Origin of the sequence: Sinorhizobium prairiense (genome assembly GCF_029201645.2) — a bacterium.
GTDB classification, from domain to species: domain Bacteria; phylum Pseudomonadota; class Alphaproteobacteria; order Rhizobiales; family Rhizobiaceae; genus Sinorhizobium; species Sinorhizobium meliloti_A.
On the sequence record NZ_CP104131.1, the window covers coordinates 1,348,129 to 1,371,633 of the forward strand.

Genomic DNA, 23,505 nt, shown 5'->3' on the forward strand with positions numbered 1-23,505 from the left:
GGCGATCCTCATTCCTTCTTCGCTGTGTTTCGCCGCTCGAGCAATTGCTGGAAAATATCGGCCTGCCGGTCTGCCGCCGAGCGTATGGCGGCAAGGTGGTCGAGCATCGCGCCGAAGGCGACGAGGAGGAGGCCGCCGGCAATCGCCGGAAAGGCCCAGGGGAGGACGGCGACGAGGGTTTTCACGTCGGGAGAGGGAACCAGTGTCAGCGCCAGCAAAACCAGCGTTCCGATGACGATCGCACCGCCCAAGAACTCCAGAAATCTTCCCATCCTTCCTCCCCGTGTGTTTCGGCGGGCGCGGTTACATCCCATCCCGCTTCCGCAACCCGTGTCCTGATGCCTACTGCGTTCTCATATCGGAGCCGATATGCCTCCAGAAAAAACCCGGCGATTGCCGGGTCCTTGATCGAAACTCCTGCGGCGATCAGAATTTCACGCCGACGCCGACGGTAAACTGGTGTTGGTCGAGGTCGACGTCGACGCCGCCCACATCCTTGTCTCCGAAATCGTTGTAACGATATTCCGCGCGTCCGAAGACGCTGTCGGTGAAGCCGTAGTCGACGCCTGCGCCGATGGTCCAGCCGTTGAAGGTTTCCTTTTCCTTGGGCGCGCCGGCGACGTCGACGAAGCCGCGCGTTACTGCCCAGCCGCCTGTGCCGTAAATCAGCGTCCGGTCGTTTACGGTGTAGCCGAGGCGGGCCCGCACGGATCCGGAAACATCCGTCCCGGTTTCGGTGTCAGATCCGAAGACGGTGACGGTCTCATCGTTCCAGTTGTAGCTGACATCGCCCTCGACGCCGACGACCCAGTCGCCATGCTGATAGTTGTAGCCGGCGAAGGCGCCGAAGAGGCCGCCGCTGAATTTTTCGGAGGCGCTGCCGCCCGGGACGCTGAGGTCGCTGTTCAACCAGCCACCGCCGCCCTGCAGGCCGAGATAACCGCCCGTCCATACGAAGCTGGATATCGTCTCGACCGTCGGCGCCGGCTCCGGTGCCTGTGCCAAATCGGCTGCATGGGCCGCTCCCCCGAGCAGCGAAGCCCCGAAGACTGCAACAAGCACATTTCTGATCATCACAGATGCCTCCTGTTGTTGCGGCAGAGATTAGCAACATATCGGGAGCGAGTTTGCGAAAAACAACGCCTTCGAACCGCCCGTCCGGGGAAAGAAAGAGGGCCGGCGGTTCGTTCCGGCCGGCCCTTCCGAAAGTAGCGGAAAAAGGGGAACATCATCTCCGAGCGGGCCTGCAAATGCCCGCGAAGAGATCGATTGCCGGTCGATAATGCCCTAACGCTCGTTTGCCATTTGACATACTGCGCATAAAATTTGACGTTACGCGCATGATTGCGAACCGTTCTGCACAATCGCCGATTGAGGTCGTGGTGGTCGTCCTGCCCGAATCGTCGATCATGTCCTTTGCCTCGGTCCTCGATCCGATGCGCGCGGCAAATCGAGTGGCGGGGCACGAGGTCTTCCGCTGGCGGCTGCTGTCCGCCGACGGCCAGGCGGTGATGCTGACCTGCGGCGTCCCGATTGCCGTGGACGGAAGTTTCACCTTGCCCGTCGTGGGAGATCTTCTTCTCATCATCGGCGGGTTCAATCTTCAAAGGCACGCCGGCAAGCGCTTTCTCGCGACCCTGCAGGAATGTGCGCGACATTTCGACATCGTCGCAGGCGTCGAATCCGGGTGCTGGCTGCTCGGCCGTTCCGGGCTCATCAATGGCCGCAAGGCTACGGCCCATTGGGAGGAACTCGAAGATTTCAGCCAGGCGTTTCCCGAATTGGAGGTAATCGGCGACCGTTTCGTGATCGACGGCAAATACTGGACCTCAGGCGGCGCGTCGCCGACCTTCGACATGATGCTGCATCTCGTCGCCGAGAGGCTCGGGCCCGCACTGGCGCTCGATGTCGCGAGCATTTTTGTCTACGACCAGATGCACGGACCGACGGATGTCCAGCCTTTCGTTTCGCTCGGCCGCATAGAGGCACGCGACCCGGAGCTTGCCGCGGCCATAAGGCTCATGGAACGCACGCTCGAACGTCCGATGACGGTCGCGGCGCTGGCGCGCCGGCTTTCCGTCTCGCAGCGCAAGCTCGAAACGCTCTTCGCCAAAGGCCTCTCTGACGAGTTCCGGCGCCTATTACCTGCGCCTCAGGCTGCAGGTCGCCCACCGGCTTGTACGTGATACCGGAATTCCGATGCGTGACATCGCCCTGCGTTGCGGATTCGACAGTCTCTCCGCCTTTTCGCGCGCCTATCGCCGCGAATACCGGACGAGCGCATTGAAAATGCGCAGTGCACGTGGCGCAGGTGTTACACCGGACGCATCAGGCTGAGGTCTGTTGAAATCCGGATAGCCGCCGCGGCTTGTTTTCCTCATTCCTGTGCTTGTCACAGGAATCCAGCCAGACCAAGTCCTTGGGCTGAAAGAACGCTTCCCGCGCCGCAGACGCGGCGCTGCTCTCATCCCTGTACAGCGCCGCGCGTCTTACGAGACGCGCAACGGCCGCTGTAGTGATCGAGAGGGGCAATGGACATGCGCCAAAACGGTCACCTTCGTGCGTGACCGGTCGACCCGGCAAGTGAGCAGGCCTCTTCGAATTCCTTGACCGTCTCCGGTTCGTTGTCCTCCGGCAGCACGGCATCAGCCATGTCGGCGCGGTCAGCCGAAGCGGCTGCATCGCCTTCGTAGACATAGGACTGGATGTAATAGGCCAGTTCACCCTTCCATACGTTCCTGCCGTCTATCTGCCGGCAGGCCACGGCAGTTTCGAAGTCGGACTGGAGATCATCGACCGTCGCGGTGGCCGAGACGAGACTCGAAGGCGCCGCGAGTGAGGCAATCAACAAAGCGGTAAACATGGTGGCAGCCCTCCGGAAGCGAACCTAGGGGGAAACGGCGGGATGATTCCTTAGTTCCCCTCGATAGAGGGCGATTCCGATTCGGAAGGAAGCAGCAATTTTACATGAATCAGTTTTTGCTGAAAAGCGATGTGTATGTGCCACACCACCCCAAATGCGCGGAAACGAGAGCTTGAGCATTTCCGCGAACCGAAGAAGCGCGGAAATGCTCTGGATCACGGTGATTTCAGGCCGTGTCGACCAGGATCATGAACATGATCTATAAGTTGGAGCGGGATGCGGTTGAAAAGCGCATAGACTTTTCCTCATCCCGCTCCAATGCCTCTTACTGAACGACCTGGACGACCGTGTAGGTTCTTGGGTCGACGATCACGCGTTGGTTGTTGACCACGGCGAACGCGTAGGAGGGATTCTCGGGAACGGGCGTCAGAGCCACGGTCCGCGGTAGCGGACGACCGACGGCGATCCGCTCCTGCAGGACAACGGTATCGGCGGGAACCGGCTGCTGTCGCACATAGGTTACGACCTGCTGCGGCGGAGGAGCGATAACAGCGCCGGCGACGAGGCCGACCGCGCCACCGATGGCAGCGCCGACGGGACCGCCAACAATAGCACCGGTAACGGCTCCGCCAGCGGCACCCGTCACCGCACCTTGGTTGGTGTCGTTTGCAATAGCGGGCGCGGCAAAGATGCCCGTTGCGATCGCGGTAACAATAAAGATCTTGGCGTTCATCTATCGTACTCCCTTGATATACGATGGTAGAACGACGTATCGCTCGATTTGTTCCTGATCTTACTGGCGCTTGAGCGTCGATATATAGTAACGATACGTTACCTTGGTGAAATATACCGTGACGGCGGGCGAGTTGCAGGCACGCCCCGGCGGCTTGGGAAAGCCCCAGAGCGACGCTGCCCGAAGGGACTACTGGGACACCGCTCTGGGGCCACTCGCGGGGTCCGCCGTCCAGCGGCGGCTGGCTTTGGACCTCCCGATCTCTCTGCAACAATCGCCGATGGATTAGTTGCAGCCTTCCATGCGAACAATATCGCAGCCGGCAGCCCAGCGTATCGGACCTTTGGCCGGCCAAGAGCCTTATGACCCAGGGACCAAAGTCCGGCAGATCAGTGATTTGTCTGCGTCTACGGCCGCATCCGCCGCAAACCGCGCACGCATGGAAGCTGCGGCGGGACGTGGAGTTACGGCGATAAAAAAGCCCCGCTCGATGGCGGGGCAGGCACGCATCCGCTTGGCAAACGAAATGCGGGGAAAGATGTAGCTCCAATGCAGCTACGACGCGGACGCTATCTCTGAGCCGAACGGGTGGGAAGGTCTGAATCTCGGTTTCCGGTACGCCGCTGCGAATAAATCCGCGGGATCCCTGGTGAAGCTGCGGAAAAGCCGGGATCGGCTGGCCGCGCCATGGAGCCGATCTTCTCAGTTCAGCTCAAGCCGAAGAACGACAAGATCGCTATCACGATCACAACGAGGCCGACGAGGTAGATAATCTGATTCATCGATCAACTCCTTTCTTCACGAGTGAACGGCCACGCCGCGGGTAAGTTCCAGGCCGGCGATAAACGCGGGGCCGGCCTGGGGCCTTAAACCGAGCCTGCGAGGGCCACTCTCACCGCCGTCAGGTCAGTTGATGACCTGAACGACCGTACGCGATTTCGGCTCTACGATGACACGCTGCTCATTGACCACCGCATATGCATAGGTCGGATTCTGCGGGACCGGCGTCAGCATAACCGTTTCGGGAACAGGCTTGCCGACTGCGATCGGCTGCTGAACGACGACCGATGGCGGTGCCGGCTGCTGCTGAACATAAGTGACCACTTCGGGGGAGGCGGCGTGAGTGCGCCGCCGAGCGTGGCGCCTACCACCGCGCCGACCCCGGCTCCGATCGGGCCGCCGATAATGGCGCCGGTGGCGGCACCGCCGACCATGCCGGTTGCCGCGTTGGTACCGTCGGCTTGCTGCGCGACAGCACCGCTGGCGATGAGCGCGACAGTCGCAGTAATAAATACGAGCTTCTTCATAACATTTCCTCTCGTTGAACTCGTCACTCAAACGGGGAAATAAGCAAGCGGTTCCACTCCTTGGACTTTAGTCCGACTCAATGTCAGACGATTTCCCGATTAATCGTTCGGGCTTCGGGGATATATTTCCTTGATAGTGAAGTTCTTGAGTAAGGCTCGTTCATCAGCGGTTCAGGCATGATGGCCCAAGCTCATAGGCAGCGAGAAGGAGTCGATGATGAAAAAGCTCTCATCCGCCCTCACAGCCTTAGTCCTGGCTGCGCCTTTTTCCCTTCCGGTAAGCGCCGCACCGATATTCGTGCCTGTGCCGGAGCAGGTGAAGACCGACTCTGCCGAGCAGGTCAATCACCGGCACCATCGCCATTGGCGCACGCAGCGCCACTGGAACAGACGCTACGCTTCGCGTTCCTGCCGCTACTACGGCAGGTGCTATCCCCGGTACTACAGCTATCGAGACTATCACCGCTACCATCGGCGGCCGGGCGTGACGATCTATTTCAACTTCTAGCGACGGTTCACACGGACGCCAGTCCTTCCTCGAAGCGCATTCGGAAGGGATTTCCTTCGCGGCGGATGGATGTCACCGGTGCCAACGCGCACCACGAGCATTCCTACGAAACTTTGCGAGCGATCGTCTGAGTTTCGTCATGTTCTGAGCGACTTGCTCGATCGTGAGCAAGTGCTTTTCGTTCTCCAACACGATGGCGGTCCCACATCTCCTGCAAGGGAGTTCGTCGTTCGCTTTCACCCAAGCGACAGGCTTGCTGGTCTCGTGGCCGCATTCGGGGCAGGGGATACCGATCTCTTCATTATCGAACATGGCAGCACTCCGGTTGAGTGCGAATCACAACACAACCTATTTCGAGGCGCAATGCTTACTCTCTGACTAAAATGGGCTAGAAACGGTGGTCGCGACCGCATCCTTATGGGCATGAGGGAGAGCCAACGCTTCGGTGTACGGGTGTCTCAAGTCGGCTGTCCGACCAGTACCATTGTCCACGAAAAAGCCCCGCACGATGGCGGGGCAAGCCCTCATCCAGTTGCCTTCATTGGACTCGGGACGCAGCCGGAATGCAGCTGCGCAGAGACGCTATCTGCGGTTTCATCAGCGAGAAAGGTCTGATTCCGCGATTCCGGTACGCCTCTTCAAAATACATGGGCAGGTAAAGCGCTTTTGCACATTTACATCAAGCGCGATTTTCCGCCTCCTGATCACATCAGCGGCATCGGACCAATACCAATCATCCAGGCGCGCGGAATGCAGCGTCAATGGACGGTGCGGATCGACTGATCGAGAAAGCTGCGTATCCCGTCGCGATGGACGGTCGCCAGAAATTCCTGGAAAGCATCGCGGTCGGTGGCGAACAGATCATCCCAGACGGTCGAATATCCCTCTTGATCGACGACCTCAAGCGTCCAGTCCGCGTTGGTGCCCGCCGGGCGGTATATGCCGATAGTGACCATGATGTCGTCGTCGACAAATTCGCCGGAGAACTCGGAAAACTCGTACTGCTGTTCGTTTTCGGTCATCGATCTCTTATAGCATGTGGGAGTGCCGAGGGGCAGCCTTCATGACGTCACCCCTGTATGTACGCAGGTATATCTGTTCGGGTCCCAGGTGCCGTCCTGACAGGGGACATCGGCAATGCCGGATACGAGCAGGAACAGCAGCAGCACTGCGATCAGAATGGCCGCCAGGGCGAGCAGTCTTATGGCGCGCACGTTACGCTTCAATATCGCTTGCTCCAGACCACGCCATGCTGATCTTTTCAGCGTTCAACTGAAGACAAATAGCAGCCAAACGAGCACAAAGGCGGAGATGATGATCACTGCCACCGCAATCAGTTCAACTCTTCGTCCCATCTTCTACGGCCATTCGGAAAATCATGTCGCTAACTTGGGGCAAACAGCAGAACCACAGCGATAACGGTCAACAGCGGCCCCATCCAGCGAAAATGCCTTGTGAGTTGAACGAGCCACGGCACTTGAGTATTCGTCTGGACGAAGCCAAAGCCTGCCGCTGTCATCCAGAGACCGGCGCCAAACATGATTATCTGATCAATATTGGCCATTATCACGGGTTCGAACGTGTTACTTGGTCGGCTTCACAAGCGAGATGACCCGCGGCTTAGACGGCGCGTCCAGCCATTCGATCCACGTGTCACGTTCCTCGATCGTGTCGAAAAACCGCCAGAGCTTGTACTCTTCTTCGGTGGTGTCCAGCATCTCGCCGACGGTCACGAGTTCCAGGGGTAATGTCACCTCGTTGCCGTCGAACCGAACGAAATAGAGCCCCTCGGCAGCGAGCCGGATCACTTGACCGGTGGAGTAACTCCCATCGGCGGCGTCGACCGTAAAGTACATGCCGGTCAAGGTTTCGAAAATTTTGCTGCTCATCGGTTTCACATGCCAGTTCAGGAAATGGGAATCAGAGGTTCGCCCAGGCCGCCGGCAAACGCAAGAGATCACCGTGATAGAACTCGGCGCCGCGTCGGATCAGAGCTTCAGTGGCCAGCGCGGTCACCATCTGCGCCCACACCAGCAGCGCCGGCCGGTAATCTACCGCCAGTAACTCCGCCCGGCGTCGATTGACGATCGGCCCATAACGTAGCCGATTGCGAAGGCGAGGGCGCCGACTGTGAGCGCCAGGCCGGTCGCTGTGTATGGGTGATCCGCGGCGCCGGCCACCACAGCGTTAGCCTCGCGGCTCACTGCGTCGGTGGCTGTCTTCGCTACCTTTCGGACACCAGTGGGCGGTTCGGTCGGCGTCCCGGTGAAGCCGGCGCTCAGTTCGTCTTTGGCCATGTTGTTTCTCCTGCTGGGGAAGGAGGAACCGACGACCGGCGGGGAGGTTCCGGATATCAGTGAACCGACCGGATCTGCGCATTGCGTAGATTCGATTTAGCAGGACACCACCAACGCACCCATTCATCGGCAGTTCAGCCACCACGGTGCAATCTCATCCGCACCGAGGAGGATCCCTTCATGAGAAAGTTTTTGTTGGCCCTCACAGCCGCAGTTTTGGCTGCGTCCTTCGCCTTGCCTGCGAGAGCCGCGCCAATCTTCGTGCCTAGGCCAGAGCAGGTGAAGACGGGCGCGGTTGAGCAGGTCGACCACCGACGCAACTGGCGAGACAGCCATTGGAACAGGCGGCACGCCTGGCGTTCATGCCGCTACTACGGCAGGTGCTTCCCACGCTATGACTACACCCAGAGCTACGGCTACCGCGACGATTACCGCTACAACCGTCGACCGAGCGTCAATATTTACTTGAATTTCTAGCGGCTCGCCGACGCGGGCTTAGTGCAAGGCTGTAATTCTGATGCCGACGCCAAGCTGGCCGGGTGGCTGAAGGCGAGGGTAAAGCTAGAAGGATCATGCAAAGCGTTGTTTGATTGTCTTTTTATGGTGAGCGCGCAGGGATTCGAACCCTGGACCTACTGATTAAAAGTCAGCGCAAGAAGCAAATTTATCAATGACTTAGTTCCAATTAACTGTTTGATATTACTTCGTTATTTATTTCACTATGGTACAGTTCGTTTCGTCATGTTACAAGGTGCTTGTTGGGTAATTGTTGGGTAATTTGGGAGCCGGAATCCACCCCATGAGCACGAAATTGAACGCCGCGAACATCGGCACTCTTCCACCGCGCAAGCAGCCTTATCGAGATCACATCGTCGTCGGTCTCTGCCTCCATGTCGGAGCCAGGCGGCGACGCTGGTTCGTCTCCTATCGCGACGCGACTGGCGTCCAGAAGGAACAGACCATCGGCTATCATGTGAAAGACGCACCACCGGAGTCGAGACTCCATCGGCCTTCTCGCTGCCCGCGAAGAAGCGCGTAAAGTCGTCGGGCGTCTCGAGTCCGGCGTTCCGCTCGTCGAGACCGCGCCCGCACATCCGAAAGAGGTGGGCGGCAAAACGGTCGGCGATATCGTCGATCTCTACGAAAAGGCGCGCATCAAGAAAGGCGGCAAGGGGATGAAGACGCTGCCCGAGGCGCTGCGCACCATCCGCCGGGTCCTGAAAGACTATTTGAACCTTCCGGCTCGCCAGTTCTCGAAAGCGGATCTCAGGAAGGCGCGCGATACGGTGGCGAAGGATGCACCGCAGATGTCCGACCGCTTCATGAGCTACTTCGGCACTTGCTGGAAATGGGCGGCGCAGGAAGATCATATCGAAACCAATTTTGTGCCTGATACGCTCAAGGTCGGTCCCGGTCTCGTCAAGCGTGAGCGCGTGCTCTCGGCTGAGGAATTGAAGGCGATATGGGAGGCTTGCGACGGACCGTTCGAAAGCACCAACGGCGCTGCTTACGGGAAAATGGTGCGCTTCCTGATGGTCATGGCACAACGCAAGATGGAGGCTGGCAAGCTCAAGCACGGCGACATACTCGGCGGCAGGTGGAAACAGGGCGAGAAGGCGAACAAGAGCGGTCGCGAGCATTGGCTGCAGTTGCCGCCGTTGGCGCTTGACCTCATCGGTGAAGGCAAAGCGAACGAACTGGTTTTTGCGGGCGAGCAGGGTGGTGTAATTGGCAATTTTTCACAGTTGAAGGCCGAACTGGACAAACTGTCGGGCGTCACCGGTTGGCGGCATCACGATCTACGTCGCACCGCGAGCACACACCTTCAAGAGCAAGGGGTAGCGCCGCATATCGTCGATGCCGTGTTGAACCACAGCATTCCGGGCGTTGGCGGGCATTACATGCACGGTGCCTTAAATGAGGCTAAGTCCGATGCCGTGGCAGCATGGGCGAGGGAACTCGAAACGATCATCGGCAAGGATGCCCGCAAGGCGCAATAGAGGGCGATCACCACCGGGAACAGAAAACAGGGCGGGCGACCGCCCTTTTCCTTGCCGTACAGCGCGAGCCCCTCAAGTTTCTACATGTTTTTTCCTGAAATCCAGCGTGATATATGGAAGACCGCCTAATTCTGAGGTGGTCATGATGAACGATGTTATTCTCGCTGAGAAGGCGCGCCCCATCAAAGCGCCGTCGAAAACCGGCCTCGACGCGCCGGTCCCTGTCCAGCCGGAAAAGAAGACTGCCAAGCCGACAGGTCCGCCCGACGACGATTTTACCTTCTGGCGTTTTTCCGACCTCAAGGCGCGCAACATCGTCAGCAACCGGACCGATCTTCACCGAAAACAAGAACGCGGCTTCCCGCGTCCGGTCAAGCTGGGTGGCAAGGCCGCGCTGTTTCCGGTCGTCGCCGTCAAGAAATGGGTCGTGGAAAACATGCAGTGAAATGAAACCGCCGCGAAAGCATGGGGGCAGCGCGGCGGTTTCGAAGAGAGGTTCCAGCAAAAAGGGAAAAGGAGGAACCACGATGAAGATACCACCCATCTTCCTTGGAAGCCACCGGGACACAGAAGGCCACCTCGTCCGAATTCGGGTGTTCTTAGGGCCGGAACCGTTCATCGTCGTCGACCGACCAGAACCGGGCAAGATCGAGAACGTCCGCACCGAAGATGAGAACTTCGACGATCCGCGCGACGGTTCGTGGGGTGTTCGTTCCGTCTCGCCTCCGGGCGATGGCTGGCTTATCCGCGACTCCTTGAGCAGCGATCACTGGACTCTCTGGTCGCGCTTCATCCCTTTACGGCAACGTTAAATGACGAGCGGGCGCGACATAGCCCGCCAATCACAGATAGGTCAGCATACCAGACCATGTCGCCAAGTTGGCACCATGCCAATCGTCTGTATCGGCTTTCTCTCTGCCCGTGGCGATGGCCCTTTGCGCGGCCACGGCACCTTCCACATTCCAAGATGGCGGCTCAGGCTTCACGACTGCGCCTGCTTTTCCGGTCCCTCTGGCGACTGGATCGCGCTGCCGTCTAAACCCCGCAGGACCGAGGGCAAGGACGGATTCACGCCTTGCGTCTCCTTCGATGATGCCGACACGGCGCGCGACTTCGGTCGTGCTGCGCTTGCTGCGCTCGATGCCTATCGACCTGACTGGCGGGGGCGCTGATGGACTTCGCCGTCCTTTCCACCTTACTTTCGAGCCGCACCGTCGCCGATGTCGCTTGTCCCGAGTGCGGACCGTCCTGCCGCAGTCCCGCGAACCGCAGACGCCGGGTCCTGCGACTGTGGCAGCACGGCGACGATTCGATCAGCTATCGTTGCATGCGCTGCGGCCTTTCTGATCGCATTCCGGCAGACGGTGAAGCCGAAGAGATCGATCCCGCCGAGCGCGCCAAGATCGACCGCAAGTTCGCCGAGGCAAGGGCGCGCGACCAGGCAGCGCGCGAACGACGCCAGCTGATGGCGCGGGAACTCTGGCGGCAGAGCATCGATAGCCGTCATACTTGGGCGGAATCCTATCTGCGCATGCGCGGCATCGAACTTCCCGCCGAGGACTATCTACGCCGCCGCACCTTCCGCTTTCACCCCCACTGCCCGCGCCCGGACCTGTCACCCGGTCCGGCGATGCTCGTCGCCTTCGAGCGGATAAGCGATATCAACGAGTTACATGATTCCGCACGGAAACTCTCCTTCCTCGATGCGCCAGTTGCCGCGATCCATCGGATTTTCGGGCGCGGTCACCGCAAGGCGATGCTCGGCGCGGTAGGCGGCTGCGCGGTGAAGATCACGCCCGACGAGCGCGTGCAGAGCCGCCTTTCGATCTGCGAGGGCGTCGAGACCGGCTTGAAGCTGTTCGAGCGCGGGACGCCGATATGGGCGCTCGGCAGCGCGGGGGCGCTCGAAGCCTTCCCGGTTATCGCCAAGGTCCGCGAACTGACGATTTACGCCGACAACGACGCATCCGGGCGTGGACTGGACGCGGCGAAGCGCTGCGCCAGTCGATGGCGCGATGCGGGAAAGCATGCCCGGATTTTCATGAGGCCCACGGAGGGCAGTGATTATGGCGAGACGTGAACCACCGGCCGAACCCGACAGAATAAAAATCGACCCGCACACGGGCGAGACGCGGATGGACTACGATCCACCCAAGGAGAACGGACAGGCTAAGTTCAAAGCCAACGGCGCGGACAACGCAAAATCAAACGGTGAGGACAAGGCGGACCGCAAGAAGCCGCGCTTTGAACTGATCCCGCTGTCGGAGATAAAACCGGACGAGGCCGCAGAGTTCAGGATTGATCGCCTGCTGCCACGCCTCGGCCTCGCTTGCATTTATGGACCGCCGGGTTGCGGAAAGTCCTTTCTGGCGATCTATATGGGCCTTAGCATCGCGGCGAAACGGCTGTTCTTCGGCTGCGAGACAAAACAGTGCGGCGTCGTCTACATTGCCGCCGAGGCTGGAACCGGCATCAAGAAGCGCATCGCCGCCGCTCGCGATTACCTCAATATCACCGATGACGTGCCCTTCTATCTCATAACCGGCGCTCCGAACCTCGGCTTCCGTGGTCCGAAGGATTGCAAGGCCCTGGTCGATAGCATCACCGCCGCGAACATACCGAAGGAGCAAGGCGGCGTCGGCGTGATCATCATCGATACCGTAGCGCGTGTCACGCCGGGAACGGACGAAAACAAAGCCAGCGAATTCGGCGCTTTCATCAACAACGCCGATAGCATCGGTCGGCATTTCCGCGCGCTCGTCGTCGGAGTCCATCACAGCGGCAAGGATGAAAGCAGAGGCATGCGCGGCAGCAACGTCTTCAATGGCGCGACCGATTGCGAATGGGCAGTGAGGAAGCAGGACGGCATGCACTCGGCGACAGTCGGCAAAATGAGAGATGGCGAGGACGGCATAGAATTCTCATTCCGGCTCGAAGTGCGGGACGTCGGCAACGGGCGGACGACCTGCATTGTCAGCGAGCAATCCGACGTCGCGCCGACCTCACAGAAGAAGTCAAAGCGACCGCCATTGAAAGGCGCGGCACTGACCGCGTGGCACGCACTGAATGAAGCGCTGGACGAACTCGGCGAGGTACCGCCCGAGTTAAATCATGTTCCTTCAAACACCCGGACAGTGTCGATCGACCAATGGCGCGACTATGCCAAGCGCCGCGGCATCTCAATGTCGGATTTGCCGAGGGCGTTGAACCTCGCCTTCCAGCGAGCAGTGGAAAAATTGAGAGATAACAACATGATAGGTATCTGGAACGACCGTGTATGGGTGGTGTAGTAGGGAACAGGGAACAAAGGAACACCTATTATATAGGTGTGTTCCTTTTGTTCCTGTTCCTTCCCTCCTACACGGTCGAGGAACAAAGGAACAGAAACCGAAGTGTTCCTGCGTGTTCCTCCTGTTCCTTTCGAATGCATCCGTCGGCAAACTCGGAGCCGTCGATCCGGACAAACAGGAGGAAAAGCGATGAGCATGGTCAATAGAGCAACGACGACAGCGGGCGTGATTGCCGAGTTCTTGACAACGAGCGCGTTTCGAAAGGATGTTTTCGACATCATTCCCGAGATAAAGCAAAGGTTCCCGGAAGCGGAATGGCGGGACATCGAAGCAGCCTTCCGCGACGTGCTGCACCAGTCATTGACGGATGCGCGGGACTGGGATGATCCGAAAGGGCCGTCGCTGCTGGAGATGTTCCGATAACCGGGGGAATTGACCGAGCCGGGGGGCGTCTCGGACAGTCCGGACTCCTCCTCGGGACCGGCGTCCCCCCACAACGACCAAAATCGGGAAAAAAATAAATGGGGGCTTGGCGATTTTTCCCAACGAAATCAAAGGCAGACCGCCGATAACCCGGCGATGACCTCGCCTTATCCGCCGATATCCGCTAGGACTCGTCCATGGCACTGGAAACAATCCGCTTCGACATTCAGGACTTCATCACGACCGCCGAACGACAGGCTGGCTATCTCGAAGCCGCCCTTGAAGACGGCGATCCCGATCTTATCGCGACGGCTATCGCCGACATTCGCGAGGCGCGGCGCAGGAATGGCAGTGATCCGGATGCGCCGGAAGTGACCGAATAAATCGCCGGGTCCTTCAAAAAGCGTAAGAGAGTCAGCGGGCAATACCTCAGCATGCTGAGGTATCGTGTCCGTGCCGCCCTCCAATAAAACTTTCGCGCGGATCGGCGCAAAAGTTTTCCATGGAAGACGCCGAAGAGCAAACCGGCATCAGTCATCAATAGCAGAATCAAACGCCGATCCGCGTTCGAATTCCTACGGGCGAAAATAAATATGCCGTCATTTCAACCCTGAAATAGCTGCTCGCTATCATGGTAGTTGCCGTGGAAGCGCTGGAATATCGGCATCAGCAAAGTAGGTTTCTCAAACCTCCCGCCTTCCCGGCGAGGAGGTATTTTCATGACTTACACGCTCGAACGAGTGGCGCGGCAGGCGAGCGAGGCGAAGGAACTCGCCGTCCATACCTCGCGTGCACTGCGCGATCTGAAACGCGGCACGAAGTCCGGACTGACCGGTCGCGACCGCTTCGTCCGTCATGCCGTTTTGCGCGCCTTGGCTACCGGCCGACCGGGCATCACGTATGAGGACGTTTACCGCGAGGTCTATCGCGAGCGCGCCGCGACCGGTCCAGCAATGACGACAATGCCGACCTGGGCGGCAGAACTTGCGGCGGTCGACGTCGGCGAGTTCCTGGCGGACGGCGTGCAGCCTCTGGCGCTGTCCCGGCTGGCCGCCTTCGGTCGGCAGGTCTCGCTCGACGGCCTCGGCTCGCTCAAAATCCCGTATCGACCGCCCGGCGACGACGTCGGTGGCTGGGTTGGCGAAGGCGCGCCAATTCCCGTCGACAGTCTCGACTTCGGCACGATCTCGATCTCGCCGCGCAAGGCGGCGGCGGTCTCGACATTCACCAACGAGCTACGCAAGCGCGCGACCGCCGATATCGAAACGCTCTTGGAAACCGCACTCAGAACCGACATCGCCAGCGTTGTTGACACGGCACTCGTCGACGATCAGCCGGGAAGCGCGTTGCGACCGGCGGGCCTTCGTTTCAACGTCGCGGCTGTCACCGCCTCGACGGCGACCGACCCGCTTGTCGCCATGCGCGCGGACTTGAGCAAGCTCGCGGGCGAGATCATGGCGGGCGGCGGCACGATGCCGGTCTTTCTCGTTAATCCGGTTCAGATGACGTCGTTCCTCTTCATGCCGAATGTTGTCTATCCGGTCATCGACTCGGCGGCAGTGCCGGCGGGAATGGTGATCGCCGTCGACGGTCCCGGCTTCATCAGCGGCAACGGTACCGCCGTCATCGATGCCAGCAAGGACGCGGTGCTGCATGAGGACACGGCACCTGCGCCGATTGCCGCCGGGGGCACGGCAGCCAGTCCGACCCGCTCGCTCTGGCAGACGGACTCCATTGGCGTCCGCGCCATTCTTGACGTGGCTTGGGGCATCCCGGCTGGGCGCGCGGCATGGGTGGAGGGCGTGAAATGGTAGAACCTGGCAGCTTTCGCGACGACAACGGCCTTACCTTCGACGAGTGGCGCGAGCGGAAAGCCGACGAGGCGGCAGCACGCGAGGCAGCAGCGCAGGCGGTATCGACCGACCAGCGGTTTGCGGCACTCGAACGGCGCTTCAAGGCTCGTCTCGAAGAGGTCGCCGAGGCTGTCGCCTTGAGCTTCGGCGACCTTCGAGGCGAGATCGACGAACGCTTCCGCGAGGCGCAGACGGACTTTTCCAGTTTCCTCAAAGAAGCCCGATCGCTGATCAGGCAGTCGCGCTCGGAGGCGAGCGAGCGGCGGACGCAGATGGCGGCGATCCAACGCGATTACGAGAAGCTGGCACTTGAGGTCGAGAAGTTGCGGCAGGAACTTGTTGACAAGCGCCGCAAGAGTTTGAGGGCTCCGAAATGAGTACCGCGACCGCAAGAGTTCTGCCGTTCAAACCGGCGGCCGATCGCAACAGTGGTGGAAGCGGCTACGCCTACGCTCTTGTCATCTTTCCCGATGCGTCCGGCTTCGCTGCTGTCCCGGATGGCAACGGGCTCGCTCAAGAAAATTGCGAACGGTCGGAAATGCTCGTGCGACTGGGAGTCCTGCTCAAAGGTCTCGGCCTTGCTATAACTAGCTTAGATGATTGAGTCACTCACTCCTGCCCGGTCGCCGCACGGGCTTCTACCAGTTCCCTCCACCACGGAAGAAACTCGCCCGCGTCGAACGCGAAACCCCTTTTCCTTTCCAGCTTCGGAACGGCATCGCTACGTACCTGCCGAATGTTCCAACCCTGATAATAGACATCGCTGGCAGCGCGGAATGCCGCGAGCAGTTGCTCCTCATTTGATAAGGTCAGCATCTGGTCAAGTTCATGGATGGGACAGAACACAGGTCGGCGTTTATCCTCTTCAATCATCTCCGGCTCCTTGACCGTAGCAATCTTCTCCGCTTCCGCTATCAACGCGTTCCTAAGTTCGTGTGACATCTGTGTCCATGAGTCGAGGGTGAGCACAATCGCTGGCGCGTTAGGGGCGACATCGAGTTCGATGATGCCGCGTCGGATGTGCGAGAAGAACCGCCATAGCTGGAAGATCGCTTTGGCTATCTGCGAATATCCAGTCTTTGCATTCTCTACCGGATCGTTGCCGTACTGAGCTTCGAAGGTAAGCTTGGTGGCCTTGCATTCGAACACTGCTGCTATCCGCCTGTCCTGTTTGAGGAGGATGTCTGGCGTTTCAACAGGGTTCTTTTTGTGGACGTACGTCATCGCAGGAGCCGGATCGAAGCCGGGACAATGTGCTTTGATCGATCGACGCGCGTATTCCTCAAAGCGCTTTGTTGCATCGTTGGTGACCGCTACGCCGCCGTTCTGTATGTCGTAGTAAAGCCCCATTGTTGCCCGCATCACAATCAGCGCCGGTAATGGTGCTATGTATCTGTCCCGCAGCCCCACGGCTCGGCGGATGATTGGCTTAAGACGAAGATAGCTCGGCTGATATATGACCGGCAATTTGGTACCCAAGCTCTTCTCAAACTTTGACAACAGCGCCTTGGATTCACGCCTGACATCCCAAATGTCTCCCGAGAGGAGCTGAATGCTCCTGTCAATGGCGTGCTGAGACACTTTTAGTACGTCCATATCGCGGATGCGTTCCATCCACGGACCTCGGGTTAGATAACCGAAGTGGCCGAATGCTACGGTGAAGAAATCCATAACGGAAAGGCCATTAGTCTTCTCGAAATAGGCGGCGCACTCCCCCTGTCCGTAAATGTACAGGTACCGATAGATGTCCTCTGCGCGGACGAGGCCACGCTGCCAAGCGAATGTTCGATGGGCAATGCGATGAAGTTCTAGCAGTATGTTGGTGTGGTCGACGTGATCGTCGCTTTCATGGTCTTGCGCGGCTCGCAATAGGTTAACGATGTCGGCAACTGAGTTGAAGGAGCGCGTGTCGATCGGCCGCTGCCTCCACACGGGGTCCATGGTCTTGGGCGTGTTAAAGTTGAGGGTAATCAACGATTCCAAGTCCCATTTGTGAGCGGCGTACTTGGAGTTTATCTCTGTCGTCTCGGCTTCCTTGGGATAGTCCAGGAACCTGGCCGCATGTGTCGCGCGGCTATCTTGAACGGCGTGCACAGCCCAGATCATGCACAGAAATGCGGCGTCATCGGTGTCGGATAGCTTCTTTCTCAGCATGGGCATAGCCAACGCCGGTTCGATCTTGAACTTCTTGTTTTTCGACAATCACGAAGCCTATCTTTGTATCAACAGTGTTCAGCCGATTTCTAAGCACGCAACTCATAGGTGCATCAGAGTCATCCATCGAGACGCTTGAGCCCTAATCGAAGTCATACCCATCGAATATCGCTCGCCCACTCTCATCATAACTGTCGAGCATCCTTTCCATCATCCGCTTTTCAGGCTGTTGCCCGAACTGGGCCCTTACGAATGCGGCCTGACTTAAATCCGAGGCGTATACAAAGCGCCGGGCGGTACGGACTATGTGGCGGTTGCATTGCATTACAACGCTGCGCATGGGCGTTTGCATGAGTTGCTCAATGAAATCTTGCGACCGGCTGGCAACGAACAGGAGACGCGGTCCCAAAGGGAGCGCCATGTGGCCATGTGGTAATTGAAACCCATTGGTTCGGATTACTGGATTGTCGGATGCCAGTAATTGCAAATTCGCCGCAGACGTGTCGACAACCCGCCAAAGCAAGTTGTTAATGAATTCGCCGACTTTTTGGTTTTCGATAAAAACTTGGAAGGTTTGAAACATATTCCGTTCAACCTCAGCCTCGGGCCGCAATTTAAGCCAACCGGCGAAGGAAGGTGGATCGTCTTCGCGGCGCACCGCTAGATATCTCTCTTCAACATCAGGATTCGAACGAATTAAATCGGCTTTATATCGCCTGCGAAATAGCTCAATATCGTCGGGGCAGCGAGTTAGCAGCGAAAGCAAAAAACGCGTCCATGCGCTTCGCGACGCGGAGGTCCATTTTGCGTTGTTCCTGTTGACCTCCATTTCAGTAAGCGCATCAGCCGCCCGCGTGTCGATTGGGCGAAAGAACAACTCCTCCATTTGGTGTGCCAGTGACGGCTCAAAGCCACGTAGCGCATAAAGGCTATTCTGGTATCCAGTGGCGTCCGGGTGGCGCCAGCGATCAATCACGTCCTTATACGGGCGGCTAAAAACGATCAGTCGCCCATCTTTGGCCGCCCATCGTTTTGAGTAAAACACGGGGATATAATGGTGTTTGACTGGCGGATTCTGGCCAGATCTCGAATCGAGCATCATGCAAGTTAGTTTTGCTCGGCTTGGTCGCGCTGTGAATGTGGAGTTCGGTCTTTCCCGCAATTCTCGCGCGACGCCCGAGCCTTCACCGGCTAGCGCGCGGCTGGCAACCGGGAGCGAAGCGCTGCTGCACATGGTACTGGCGTGGTGGATCGACCGGGAAGTGTTGCAGATAGTAAGAGCGGATTGAGTTGATCAGCCTGAAAGACGGATTGCGGGACTCACCCGCCATGATTCGAGTGATCGCGCTCGCCCCGATGCCCGCACCCTCGGCGATCTGTCGGCGCGTCATCCCGCTCTGTTCCAGTCTGGCGATCATTGCAGCGATATCGCGGATATCCTCCATGGGCGTGACTCCTTCGGCGTTTGAGTTCGCAGAGGGCGTCGGTCGAGTCGCGCAACGATTTCAGTGATAGCCCGCCCGACGCCCCGGCCTCGGAGAGGCGAGGGTGATAATAGCAATTCGTTGGGTAATTTGTTGGGTAAAACGAGAGTCGCCGACCCGCAGTGTTTTAGGAGATACTGCAAATGACTGCAAATACTGGTCTTTTTGGTGAGCGCGCAGGGATTCGAACCCTGGACCTACTGATTAAAAGTCAGTTGCTCTACCGGCTGAGCTACGCGCTCCCATGCCGGGCCTGCAGGCCCGGCGGAGTGGCCGGACATATGCACGCAGGCTTTGCGCCGGTCAACCCAAAAATTGCACTAAACCATGATTATGGGTTCGAAGCGAGCGGCCCTGTGCGCGGCCGTCCCCGTCGGTGCGGCCATGGCTCGGTGCGTCAAAATGATCGCCAAAAGGTGATTGGTTTCGCTCCATACATGCGGGTAAGAAGGCGGCAAGTCGAGTGCCGGAGTTCTGATACCTTGTCGATTGCAGATATTTCCATCTGGACCGCCGTTCTGGCAGGTGCTCTGTCCTTTCTCTCGCCCTGCGTCCTGCCCCTGGTGCCGCCTTACCTGTGCTATATGGCAGGCGTTTCCGTCGACCAGTTCCGGGACGGAAATGCCGTGGCAACCGCAAGCACGCGCAGGGCCGTCCTGCCGGCGGCGCTGTTCTTCACGCTCGGCTTTGCGACGGTCTTTGTGGCGCTCGGGGCAGGCGCCTCTTCGATCGGTCTTTTGCTCAGGCAGCATCTCGATCTTCTTTCGCGCATAGGCGGGATCATCATAATCGTCATGGGACTGCATTTCCTCGGGGTCTTCCGGATCGGCCTGCTTGCCCGCGAGGCACGTTTCCAGGGTGGCAAGCCGGCGACCCTGTCTGGAGCCTATGTCATGGGTCTTGCCTTCGCCTTCGGCTGGACACCGTGTATCGGCCCGGTGCTGGGCACCATCCTGGGTGTTGCCGCCGCGCGCGATACGGTCGCCGACGGCGCTGCTCTGCTGGCGATCTATTCGCTCGGGCTCGCAGTGCCGTTCTGGATCGCGGCGGGCTTTTCCAGTGCCTTCATGCGTTTTCTTTCGCGTTTTCGCCGCCATCTGGGGCTCATCGAAAAGCTGATGGGCGCTCTGCTCGTCGTCGCCGGCCTTGCTTTCCTCTTCGGTTTCGTCAGTTCCGTCGCGATCTGGTTCCAGCAGACCTTCCCAATTCTCTCCCAAATCGGCTAAGCACGCCCAGCTACAGCTTCCGGACGGAAAACCGCTACGCACTTTTCCTGGAAGCGCTGAGTCTTTAAACAACGCACTTCCGGACGGAAAACCGCTACACACTTTTCCTGGAAGCGCTCCAGCAGCGGCGAGGGAGATCATGGCGGAAATCACGGGTCTGGTGCTGCCGTTCTTCGGCCTCATCTTTCTCGGCTACCTGACGGCGCGCCTCGTCGACCATCCGGGCGAGGCGATGGGCTGGCTGAACACGTTCATCGTCTACCTGGCGCTGCCGGCGCTCTTCTTCAAGCTGGTATCGCGCACGCCGGTGGAGGAGCTTACCCGTGCCGATTTCATCCTGACCAGCGTAGGCACGACGTATGTCGTCTTTGCGCTGATCTTCGCCATAGGGCTGTTCCTTCGCCGCAATACGGTTGCCGAGGCGACGATGCAGGGCTTCGCCGCTGCTTATGGCAATATCGGCTACATGGGCCCCGGCCTGGCGCTGCTGGCTCTCGGGGAGACGGCGGCCGTTCCGGTGGCGCTGATTTTCTGCTTCGAGAATGCAGCGCATTTCACCGTCGCTCCGGCGCTGATGGCGGCTGCGGGAGGCAGCAAGCAGAAGCCTGCAGTCCTCGCGCTCGGCATTGCGCGCCGGATCGCCTTTCATCCATTCATCCTGTCGACCTTTGCCGGCGTCGCCGCGGCTTTTCTCTCTTTCGAAGCCCCGCTGCCGCTGCAGCGGCTGATAGATTACCTGGCGCAAGCGGCGGCGCCTTGCGCCCTGTTTGCGATGGGGGTCACGCTTGCGCTGCGCCCGCTTAAGCGTATTCCCGCGGAGATCGGTTACATCGTTCCGGCAAAGCTCGTGCTTCATCCGGTGCTCATGTATCTGGCGCTCAGCCTTGGCGGTGCCTACGATCCCATCTGGGTACAGACGGCAGTGCTGCTCGCTTCGCTGCCCACCGCAACCAATGTGTTCGTGATCGGCCAACAATACGGCGTCTGGCAGGAGCGGGCATCGGCGACGATCCTCATCACGACGCTGCTCTCGGTCGCGACGGTCACCGGGCTGCTATACCTCATACGCTCAGGCGCTCTTCCGGCGGATCTGTTCCCGTAAACCCTCCTTGAACGCCTGCAGCGCGCTGCCGGGGTGAATTCCCTCGCGCATCAAAAGTCCGCGCAACGGGCCTGCAGAGGAGAGGAGATGCAGGCCAGCCGCACGCAAGGCCTGCACCGGCAGGAAATTCGAGAGCAGCGAACGGTTGAGCAGGTCGACGCTCGCCGTGCGGCTGAGAATGTCGGCGCGCCGCCGGCCATCGAAGTGGTCGCCTGTGTCTGCCGGCAGGCGGCTGCCCGTTGGCCGGCCGACGAGATCGACAAGGGTCATGATGTCGCGAAGACTGAGGTTCAGCCCTTGGGCCCCGATCGGGGAAAGGCATGGGCGGCTTCGCCGACGAGCAGGACGCGACCCTTGCCGAAACGACGGGCAGAAAGGCCGGAAAGCGGAAATGATTGCGGCATTCCCTCTGTCGTGACCTTGCCGAGAATCGACTGCATCCGATCCTCGATCGTGCGCGAGAGGATATCCGGTGCAAGCGTCAGCATCTCCTCGGCATCGCGAGGCTTCCGGACCCAGACGAGGCTCGAGCGATTGCCGGGAAGCGGCACCTGCGTAAACGGACCGCATTCCGTATGGAACTCGGTCGAAACGTCTTGATGCGGCAGTTCATGGCTGAAATTCAGGACGATAGCAGCCTGGGGATAGGACCAGGTGCGAACGCCGATCCCGGCCGCCTCCCGCACGGCCGAGCGTCGCCCGTCGGCGCCGACCACCAGATCGGCAGTGATCGAGCGGCCATCGCCAAGGCCGATCCGAATCTCTGCGCCGTCGATGTCGATTCTCGTTGCCGCGGCGGTCGCACGCTCGAGCGTCGGCAGTTCCGCTTCGTGCCTTTCCACAATCTCGAGGAAGGGCGCGTTCGGAATGTTGTAGCCGAAAGCCTCGAGGCCTACTTCGGAGGCGCGGAAATTGACCGGGGGCGCCCGAAAAAGCCGCCTGGTCCCGTCGAGGATGTGAATGGCGACCAGTGGTGCCGTCAGCGGCTCGACCTCATCCCAAAGATCGAGCTTCCTCAAATATTCGATCGACTGGTCCATGAGCGCGGTGGTGCGGCCGTCGGCGATGGCAGGCCGCGGGCCGACGAGCGCAACACGGTGACCTTCGCGTGCAAGAGCGATGGCCGCCAACGAGCCGGCAAGCCCCGCGCCGATTATTGCGATGTCATAGTGATCCATGGCCGACAGGCCCTCCCGTGCGGTTGCCCGCTTTCGTCTCGATATTGCAGCCTGAAGTGCCCGCGTTCATCCGAAGTCCTTCAGCGTGCTGTTCGTGCCCACAGCTTCGGGCGACATGCTTTAGTTCTAGCCGCTTACCCCATTGAAATAAATGGGCAGAATCACCGCAGGGGCATGCGCCGCATGTCCACAGGACAATACCGCCTCAAAGCGGCGAACGGTTGGAATTTGCTGGCGATGCTCGGCAAACGGTGCATATTACGGCCAAAGTGGTGCCGGTGCTGAAATAGCGGCTGACTGGCGGCGCAGAGGGACCGGGACAAGGGACAGGGCGGCTTCGCACATGAAGTTCTTCAATTACAGACGCGTTCCTTACGCGGAAATCCGCGCCTTTTCCGTGCATATCCTTACAGCGTCCGGATCGTTCCTGGCCTTTCTCGGCGTCGTCGCTGCGGCAGAGCACCGCTTCGTCGACATGTTCTGGTGGCTCGGTCTGGCCTTGCTCGTCGACGGCATCGACGGGCCGATCGCCCGCAAGGTCCAGGTCAAGGAGGTGCTGCCCAACTGGTCCGGCGATACGCTCGACAACGTCATCGACTACGTGACCTATGTGCTGCTGCCGGCCTTCGCGCTCTACCAGAGCGGCATGATCGGCGAACCCTGGTCGTTCGTGGCCGCCGGAGCGATCGTGGTTTCGAGCGCTATCTACTATGCGGATATGGGGATGAAGACGGATGAGTATTTCTTCTCCGGATTTCCGGTCGTCTGGAATATGGTCGTCTTCACCCTTTTTGTGATCCAGGCGAGCGAAGTCACTGCATCGATTGTCGTCTTCCTCTCCGTGATTTTGACGTTCCTGCCCATCAACTTCCTGCATCCGGTGCGTGTGAAAAGGCTGAGGCCGCTCAATCTCGGCGTCTTTCTCATCTGGTCGGTGCTCGGCATGTATGCCTTGCTCCTGCATTTCAAGACCCCGCCCTGGGTTGTGGTGGGCGTCGTGGCAACCGGGCTTTACCTCTACGTCATCGGTTTCATACTGCAAATATTCCCGAAACTCGGGCGTGCCTGAGCGCGATCGGTCAGGCTC

General features: G+C 59.3%; 29 protein-coding genes, 1 tRNA gene and 3 pseudogenes. 17 read left to right on the forward strand and 16 right to left on the reverse strand.

Translation table 11 applies throughout. The features are described from left to right. Positions 1-8: 8 nt before the first annotated feature. Positions 9-272: a hypothetical protein gene (locus N0Q91_RS09060; RefSeq protein WP_275597894.1), complete on the reverse strand. Its 264-nt coding sequence runs from the start codon at positions 270-272 to the stop codon at positions 9-11. 154 nt (positions 273-426) lie between these two features. Continuing rightward, positions 427-1,074, reverse strand: a complete 648-nt coding sequence (locus tag N0Q91_RS09065; protein WP_275597895.1) for an outer membrane protein — start codon at positions 1,072-1,074, stop codon at positions 427-429. A 266-nt stretch (positions 1,075-1,340) separates the two neighbouring features. On the opposite strand from N0Q91_RS09065, the pseudogene N0Q91_RS09070 reads away from it, so the two are divergent. Then, a pseudogene (locus tag N0Q91_RS09070) lies at positions 1,341-2,337 on the forward strand (GlxA family transcriptional regulator). Between the two features lie 214 nt (positions 2,338-2,551). Here N0Q91_RS09070 and N0Q91_RS09075 read toward each other — a convergent pair. The 3 genes and pseudogenes from N0Q91_RS09075 to N0Q91_RS09085 all read right to left on the reverse strand — a co-directional run bounded on the left by N0Q91_RS09075 (position 2,552) and on the right by N0Q91_RS09085 (position 4,903). Next, complete coding sequence (locus N0Q91_RS09075) at positions 2,552-2,863, reverse strand: hypothetical protein (RefSeq protein WP_018095009.1); 312 nt, start codon at positions 2,861-2,863, stop codon at positions 2,552-2,554. A 325-nt stretch (positions 2,864-3,188) separates the two neighbouring features. Further along, on the reverse strand, positions 3,189-3,596 hold the full coding sequence (locus N0Q91_RS09080; RefSeq protein WP_003530981.1) for a DUF1236 domain-containing protein: 408 nt from the start codon (positions 3,594-3,596) through the stop codon (positions 3,189-3,191). Positions 3,597-4,502: 906 nt separating this feature from the next. Continuing rightward, positions 4,503-4,903 (reverse strand): annotated as a pseudogene (locus tag N0Q91_RS09085) (DUF1236 domain-containing protein). 217 nt (positions 4,904-5,120) lie between these two features. Between N0Q91_RS09085 and N0Q91_RS09090 the strand changes: the two are divergent. Next, positions 5,121-5,411: a hypothetical protein gene (locus N0Q91_RS09090; protein ID WP_275597896.1), complete on the forward strand. Its 291-nt coding sequence runs from the start codon at positions 5,121-5,123 to the stop codon at positions 5,409-5,411. 72 nt (positions 5,412-5,483) lie between these two features. Here the strand turns inward: N0Q91_RS09090 and N0Q91_RS09095 are convergent, their stop codons facing one another. From N0Q91_RS09095 to N0Q91_RS09120, 6 genes are all read right to left on the reverse strand, one after another. Continuing rightward, entirely contained in the window at positions 5,484-5,723 is a 240-nt protein-coding gene (locus N0Q91_RS09095) for a hypothetical protein (RefSeq protein ID WP_018095003.1), read from the reverse strand. A 446-nt stretch (positions 5,724-6,169) separates the two neighbouring features. Then, complete coding sequence (locus N0Q91_RS09100; protein ID WP_018095002.1) at positions 6,170-6,433, reverse strand: hypothetical protein; 264 nt, start codon at positions 6,431-6,433, stop codon at positions 6,170-6,172. Positions 6,434-6,472: 39 nt separating this feature from the next. Beyond that, positions 6,473-6,625 carry a hypothetical protein gene (locus N0Q91_RS09105; RefSeq protein WP_275597897.1) on the reverse strand — a complete coding sequence of 51 codons (153 nt, stop codon included), beginning with the start codon at positions 6,623-6,625 and terminating at the stop codon, positions 6,473-6,475. 170 nt (positions 6,626-6,795) lie between these two features. Beyond that, a complete protein-coding gene (locus N0Q91_RS09110; protein WP_275597898.1) occupies positions 6,796-6,975 on the reverse strand; it encodes a hypothetical protein in 180 nt (59 codons plus the stop codon). A 19-nt stretch (positions 6,976-6,994) separates the two neighbouring features. Further along, on the reverse strand, positions 6,995-7,300 hold the full coding sequence (locus N0Q91_RS09115) for a hypothetical protein (protein ID WP_026168598.1): 306 nt from the start codon (positions 7,298-7,300) through the stop codon (positions 6,995-6,997). 162 nt (positions 7,301-7,462) lie between these two features. Then, entirely contained in the window at positions 7,463-7,708 is a 246-nt protein-coding gene (locus tag N0Q91_RS09120; protein ID WP_275597899.1) for a hypothetical protein, read from the reverse strand. Between the two features lie 180 nt (positions 7,709-7,888). Here N0Q91_RS09120 and N0Q91_RS09125 point away from each other — a divergent pair, with 180 nt between their 5' ends. The 12 genes from N0Q91_RS09125 (at position 7,889) to N0Q91_RS09180 (ending at position 15,878) form a co-directional block, all read left to right on the forward strand. Beyond that, positions 7,889-8,185: a hypothetical protein gene (locus N0Q91_RS09125; protein ID WP_275597900.1), complete on the forward strand. Its 297-nt coding sequence runs from the start codon at positions 7,889-7,891 to the stop codon at positions 8,183-8,185. A gap of 626 nt (positions 8,186-8,811) precedes the next feature. Next, the gene (locus tag N0Q91_RS09130; RefSeq protein ID WP_275597901.1) at positions 8,812-9,708 is read left to right on the forward strand and encodes a tyrosine-type recombinase/integrase; all 897 of its coding nucleotides are present in this window, start codon (positions 8,812-8,814) and stop codon (positions 9,706-9,708) included. 136 nt (positions 9,709-9,844) lie between these two features. Then, positions 9,845-10,153 carry a hypothetical protein gene (locus N0Q91_RS09135; protein ID WP_275597902.1) on the forward strand — a complete coding sequence of 103 codons (309 nt, stop codon included), beginning with the start codon at positions 9,845-9,847 and terminating at the stop codon, positions 10,151-10,153. Positions 10,154-10,235: 82 nt separating this feature from the next. Further along, entirely contained in the window at positions 10,236-10,520 is a 285-nt protein-coding gene (locus tag N0Q91_RS09140) for a hypothetical protein (protein WP_275597903.1), read from the forward strand. Positions 10,521-10,595: 75 nt separating this feature from the next. Continuing rightward, positions 10,596-10,880 (forward strand): hypothetical protein, encoded by a 285-nt coding sequence (locus N0Q91_RS09145; protein ID WP_275597904.1) that lies wholly within the window; start codon positions 10,596-10,598, stop codon positions 10,878-10,880. After that, positions 10,880-11,788 carry a toprim domain-containing protein gene (locus N0Q91_RS09150; RefSeq protein WP_275597905.1) on the forward strand — a complete coding sequence of 303 codons (909 nt, stop codon included), beginning with the start codon at positions 10,880-10,882 and terminating at the stop codon, positions 11,786-11,788. Before N0Q91_RS09145 ends, N0Q91_RS09150 begins: the two co-directional genes overlap by 1 nt. Then, positions 11,775-12,998, forward strand: a complete 1,224-nt coding sequence (locus N0Q91_RS09155) for an AAA family ATPase (RefSeq protein WP_275597906.1) — start codon at positions 11,775-11,777, stop codon at positions 12,996-12,998. Before N0Q91_RS09150 ends, N0Q91_RS09155 begins: the two co-directional genes overlap by 14 nt. 189 nt (positions 12,999-13,187) lie before the next feature. Further along, positions 13,188-13,421 (forward strand): hypothetical protein, encoded by a 234-nt coding sequence (locus N0Q91_RS09160; protein WP_275597907.1) that lies wholly within the window; start codon positions 13,188-13,190, stop codon positions 13,419-13,421. A gap of 197 nt (positions 13,422-13,618) precedes the next feature. After that, the gene (locus tag N0Q91_RS09165) at positions 13,619-13,804 is read left to right on the forward strand and encodes a helix-turn-helix domain-containing transcriptional regulator (RefSeq protein ID WP_275597908.1); all 186 of its coding nucleotides are present in this window, start codon (positions 13,619-13,621) and stop codon (positions 13,802-13,804) included. Between the two features lie 336 nt (positions 13,805-14,140). Beyond that, a complete protein-coding gene (locus tag N0Q91_RS09170) occupies positions 14,141-15,235 on the forward strand; it encodes a phage major capsid protein (protein ID WP_275597909.1) in 1,095 nt (364 codons plus the stop codon). Further along, positions 15,229-15,651, forward strand: coding sequence for a hypothetical protein (locus N0Q91_RS09175; RefSeq protein WP_275597910.1), 423 nt, complete (start codon positions 15,229-15,231; stop codon positions 15,649-15,651). Before N0Q91_RS09170 ends, N0Q91_RS09175 begins: the two co-directional genes overlap by 7 nt. Beyond that, positions 15,648-15,878: a hypothetical protein gene (locus tag N0Q91_RS09180; protein WP_275597911.1), complete on the forward strand. Its 231-nt coding sequence runs from the start codon at positions 15,648-15,650 to the stop codon at positions 15,876-15,878. The genes N0Q91_RS09175 and N0Q91_RS09180 overlap by 4 nt, the downstream gene beginning before the upstream one ends. 5 nt (positions 15,879-15,883) lie before the next feature. Here N0Q91_RS09180 and N0Q91_RS09185 read toward each other — a convergent pair whose 3' ends face one another. From N0Q91_RS09185 to N0Q91_RS09200, 4 genes are all read right to left on the reverse strand, one after another. Then, positions 15,884-17,476 (reverse strand): hypothetical protein, encoded by a 1,593-nt coding sequence (locus tag N0Q91_RS09185; RefSeq protein WP_275597912.1) that lies wholly within the window; start codon positions 17,474-17,476, stop codon positions 15,884-15,886. 94 nt (positions 17,477-17,570) lie between these two features. Then, positions 17,571-18,530 carry a DUF4238 domain-containing protein gene (locus N0Q91_RS09190; RefSeq protein WP_275597913.1) on the reverse strand — a complete coding sequence of 320 codons (960 nt, stop codon included), beginning with the start codon at positions 18,528-18,530 and terminating at the stop codon, positions 17,571-17,573. A gap of 82 nt (positions 18,531-18,612) precedes the next feature. Next, on the reverse strand, positions 18,613-18,873 hold the full coding sequence (locus N0Q91_RS09195) for a helix-turn-helix domain-containing protein (protein WP_275597914.1): 261 nt from the start codon (positions 18,871-18,873) through the stop codon (positions 18,613-18,615). Between the two features lie 205 nt (positions 18,874-19,078). Continuing rightward, positions 19,079-19,154, reverse strand: a tRNA-Lys gene (locus N0Q91_RS09200). A gap of 240 nt (positions 19,155-19,394) precedes the next feature. On the opposite strand from N0Q91_RS09200, the gene N0Q91_RS09205 reads away from it, so the two are divergent. Both N0Q91_RS09205 and N0Q91_RS09210 read left to right on the forward strand, forming a co-directional pair. After that, positions 19,395-20,138: a cytochrome c biogenesis CcdA family protein gene (locus N0Q91_RS09205; RefSeq protein WP_275597915.1), complete on the forward strand. Its 744-nt coding sequence runs from the start codon at positions 19,395-19,397 to the stop codon at positions 20,136-20,138. A 139-nt stretch (positions 20,139-20,277) separates the two neighbouring features. Then, positions 20,278-21,240, forward strand: coding sequence for an AEC family transporter (locus tag N0Q91_RS09210; RefSeq protein ID WP_275597916.1), 963 nt, complete (start codon positions 20,278-20,280; stop codon positions 21,238-21,240). Here N0Q91_RS09210 and N0Q91_RS09215 read toward each other — a convergent pair. Continuing rightward, a pseudogene (locus tag N0Q91_RS09215) lies at positions 21,208-22,418 on the reverse strand (UbiH/UbiF family hydroxylase). The gene N0Q91_RS09210 and the pseudogene N0Q91_RS09215 sit on opposite strands and share 33 nt — an antisense overlap. Positions 22,419-22,761: 343 nt before the next feature. Between N0Q91_RS09215 and pcsA the strand changes: the two are divergent. Further along, positions 22,762-23,487, forward strand: coding sequence for a phosphatidylcholine synthase (gene pcsA / locus N0Q91_RS09220; protein WP_100673211.1), 726 nt, complete (start codon positions 22,762-22,764; stop codon positions 23,485-23,487). The last annotated feature ends 18 nt before the right edge of the window (positions 23,488-23,505 follow it).

What these genes read in the sequence shown, in the direction of transcription:
- N0Q91_RS09060 (WP_275597894.1), bottom strand. Translation starts at nt 272, where the DNA reads ATGGGAAGATTTCTGGAGTTCTTGGGCGGTGCGATCGTCATCGGAACG.
- N0Q91_RS09065 (WP_275597895.1), bottom strand. Translation starts at nt 1,074, where the DNA reads ATGATCAGAAATGTGCTTGTTGCAGTCTTCGGGGCTTCGCTGCTCGGG.
- N0Q91_RS09075 (WP_018095009.1), bottom strand. Translation starts at nt 2,863, where the DNA reads ATGTTTACCGCTTTGTTGATTGCCTCACTCGCGGCGCCTTCGAGTCTC.
- N0Q91_RS09080 (WP_003530981.1), bottom strand. Translation starts at nt 3,596, where the DNA reads ATGAACGCCAAGATCTTTATTGTTACCGCGATCGCAACGGGCATCTTT.
- N0Q91_RS09090 (WP_275597896.1), top strand. Translation starts at nt 5,121, where the DNA reads ATGAAAAAGCTCTCATCCGCCCTCACAGCCTTAGTCCTGGCTGCGCCT.
- N0Q91_RS09095 (WP_018095003.1), bottom strand. Translation starts at nt 5,723, where the DNA reads ATGTTCGATAATGAAGAGATCGGTATCCCCTGCCCCGAATGCGGCCAC.
- N0Q91_RS09100 (WP_018095002.1), bottom strand. Translation starts at nt 6,433, where the DNA reads ATGACCGAAAACGAACAGCAGTACGAGTTTTCCGAGTTCTCCGGCGAA.
- N0Q91_RS09110 (WP_275597898.1), bottom strand. Translation starts at nt 6,975, where the DNA reads ATGGCCAATATTGATCAGATAATCATGTTTGGCGCCGGTCTCTGGATG.
- N0Q91_RS09115 (WP_026168598.1), bottom strand. Translation starts at nt 7,300, where the DNA reads ATGAGCAGCAAAATTTTCGAAACCTTGACCGGCATGTACTTTACGGTC.
- N0Q91_RS09120 (WP_275597899.1), bottom strand. Translation starts at nt 7,708, where the DNA reads ATGGCCAAAGACGAACTGAGCGCCGGCTTCACCGGGACGCCGACCGAA.
- N0Q91_RS09125 (WP_275597900.1), top strand. Translation starts at nt 7,889, where the DNA reads ATGAGAAAGTTTTTGTTGGCCCTCACAGCCGCAGTTTTGGCTGCGTCC.
- N0Q91_RS09140 (WP_275597903.1), top strand. Translation starts at nt 10,236, where the DNA reads ATGAAGATACCACCCATCTTCCTTGGAAGCCACCGGGACACAGAAGGC.
- N0Q91_RS09145 (WP_275597904.1), top strand. Translation starts at nt 10,596, where the DNA reads ATGCCAATCGTCTGTATCGGCTTTCTCTCTGCCCGTGGCGATGGCCCT.
- N0Q91_RS09150 (WP_275597905.1), top strand. Translation starts at nt 10,880, where the DNA reads ATGGACTTCGCCGTCCTTTCCACCTTACTTTCGAGCCGCACCGTCGCC.
- N0Q91_RS09155 (WP_275597906.1), top strand. Translation starts at nt 11,775, where the DNA reads ATGGCGAGACGTGAACCACCGGCCGAACCCGACAGAATAAAAATCGAC.
- N0Q91_RS09160 (WP_275597907.1), top strand. Translation starts at nt 13,188, where the DNA reads ATGAGCATGGTCAATAGAGCAACGACGACAGCGGGCGTGATTGCCGAG.
- N0Q91_RS09165 (WP_275597908.1), top strand. Translation starts at nt 13,619, where the DNA reads ATGGCACTGGAAACAATCCGCTTCGACATTCAGGACTTCATCACGACC.
- N0Q91_RS09170 (WP_275597909.1), top strand. Translation starts at nt 14,141, where the DNA reads ATGACTTACACGCTCGAACGAGTGGCGCGGCAGGCGAGCGAGGCGAAG.
- N0Q91_RS09175 (WP_275597910.1), top strand. Translation starts at nt 15,229, where the DNA reads ATGGTAGAACCTGGCAGCTTTCGCGACGACAACGGCCTTACCTTCGAC.
- N0Q91_RS09180 (WP_275597911.1), top strand. Translation starts at nt 15,648, where the DNA reads ATGAGTACCGCGACCGCAAGAGTTCTGCCGTTCAAACCGGCGGCCGAT.
- N0Q91_RS09190 (WP_275597913.1), bottom strand. Translation starts at nt 18,530, where the DNA reads ATGATGCTCGATTCGAGATCTGGCCAGAATCCGCCAGTCAAACACCAT.
- N0Q91_RS09195 (WP_275597914.1), bottom strand. Translation starts at nt 18,873, where the DNA reads ATGGAGGATATCCGCGATATCGCTGCAATGATCGCCAGACTGGAACAG.
- N0Q91_RS09210 (WP_275597916.1), top strand. Translation starts at nt 20,278, where the DNA reads ATGGCGGAAATCACGGGTCTGGTGCTGCCGTTCTTCGGCCTCATCTTT.
- pcsA (WP_100673211.1), top strand. Translation starts at nt 22,762, where the DNA reads ATGAAGTTCTTCAATTACAGACGCGTTCCTTACGCGGAAATCCGCGCC.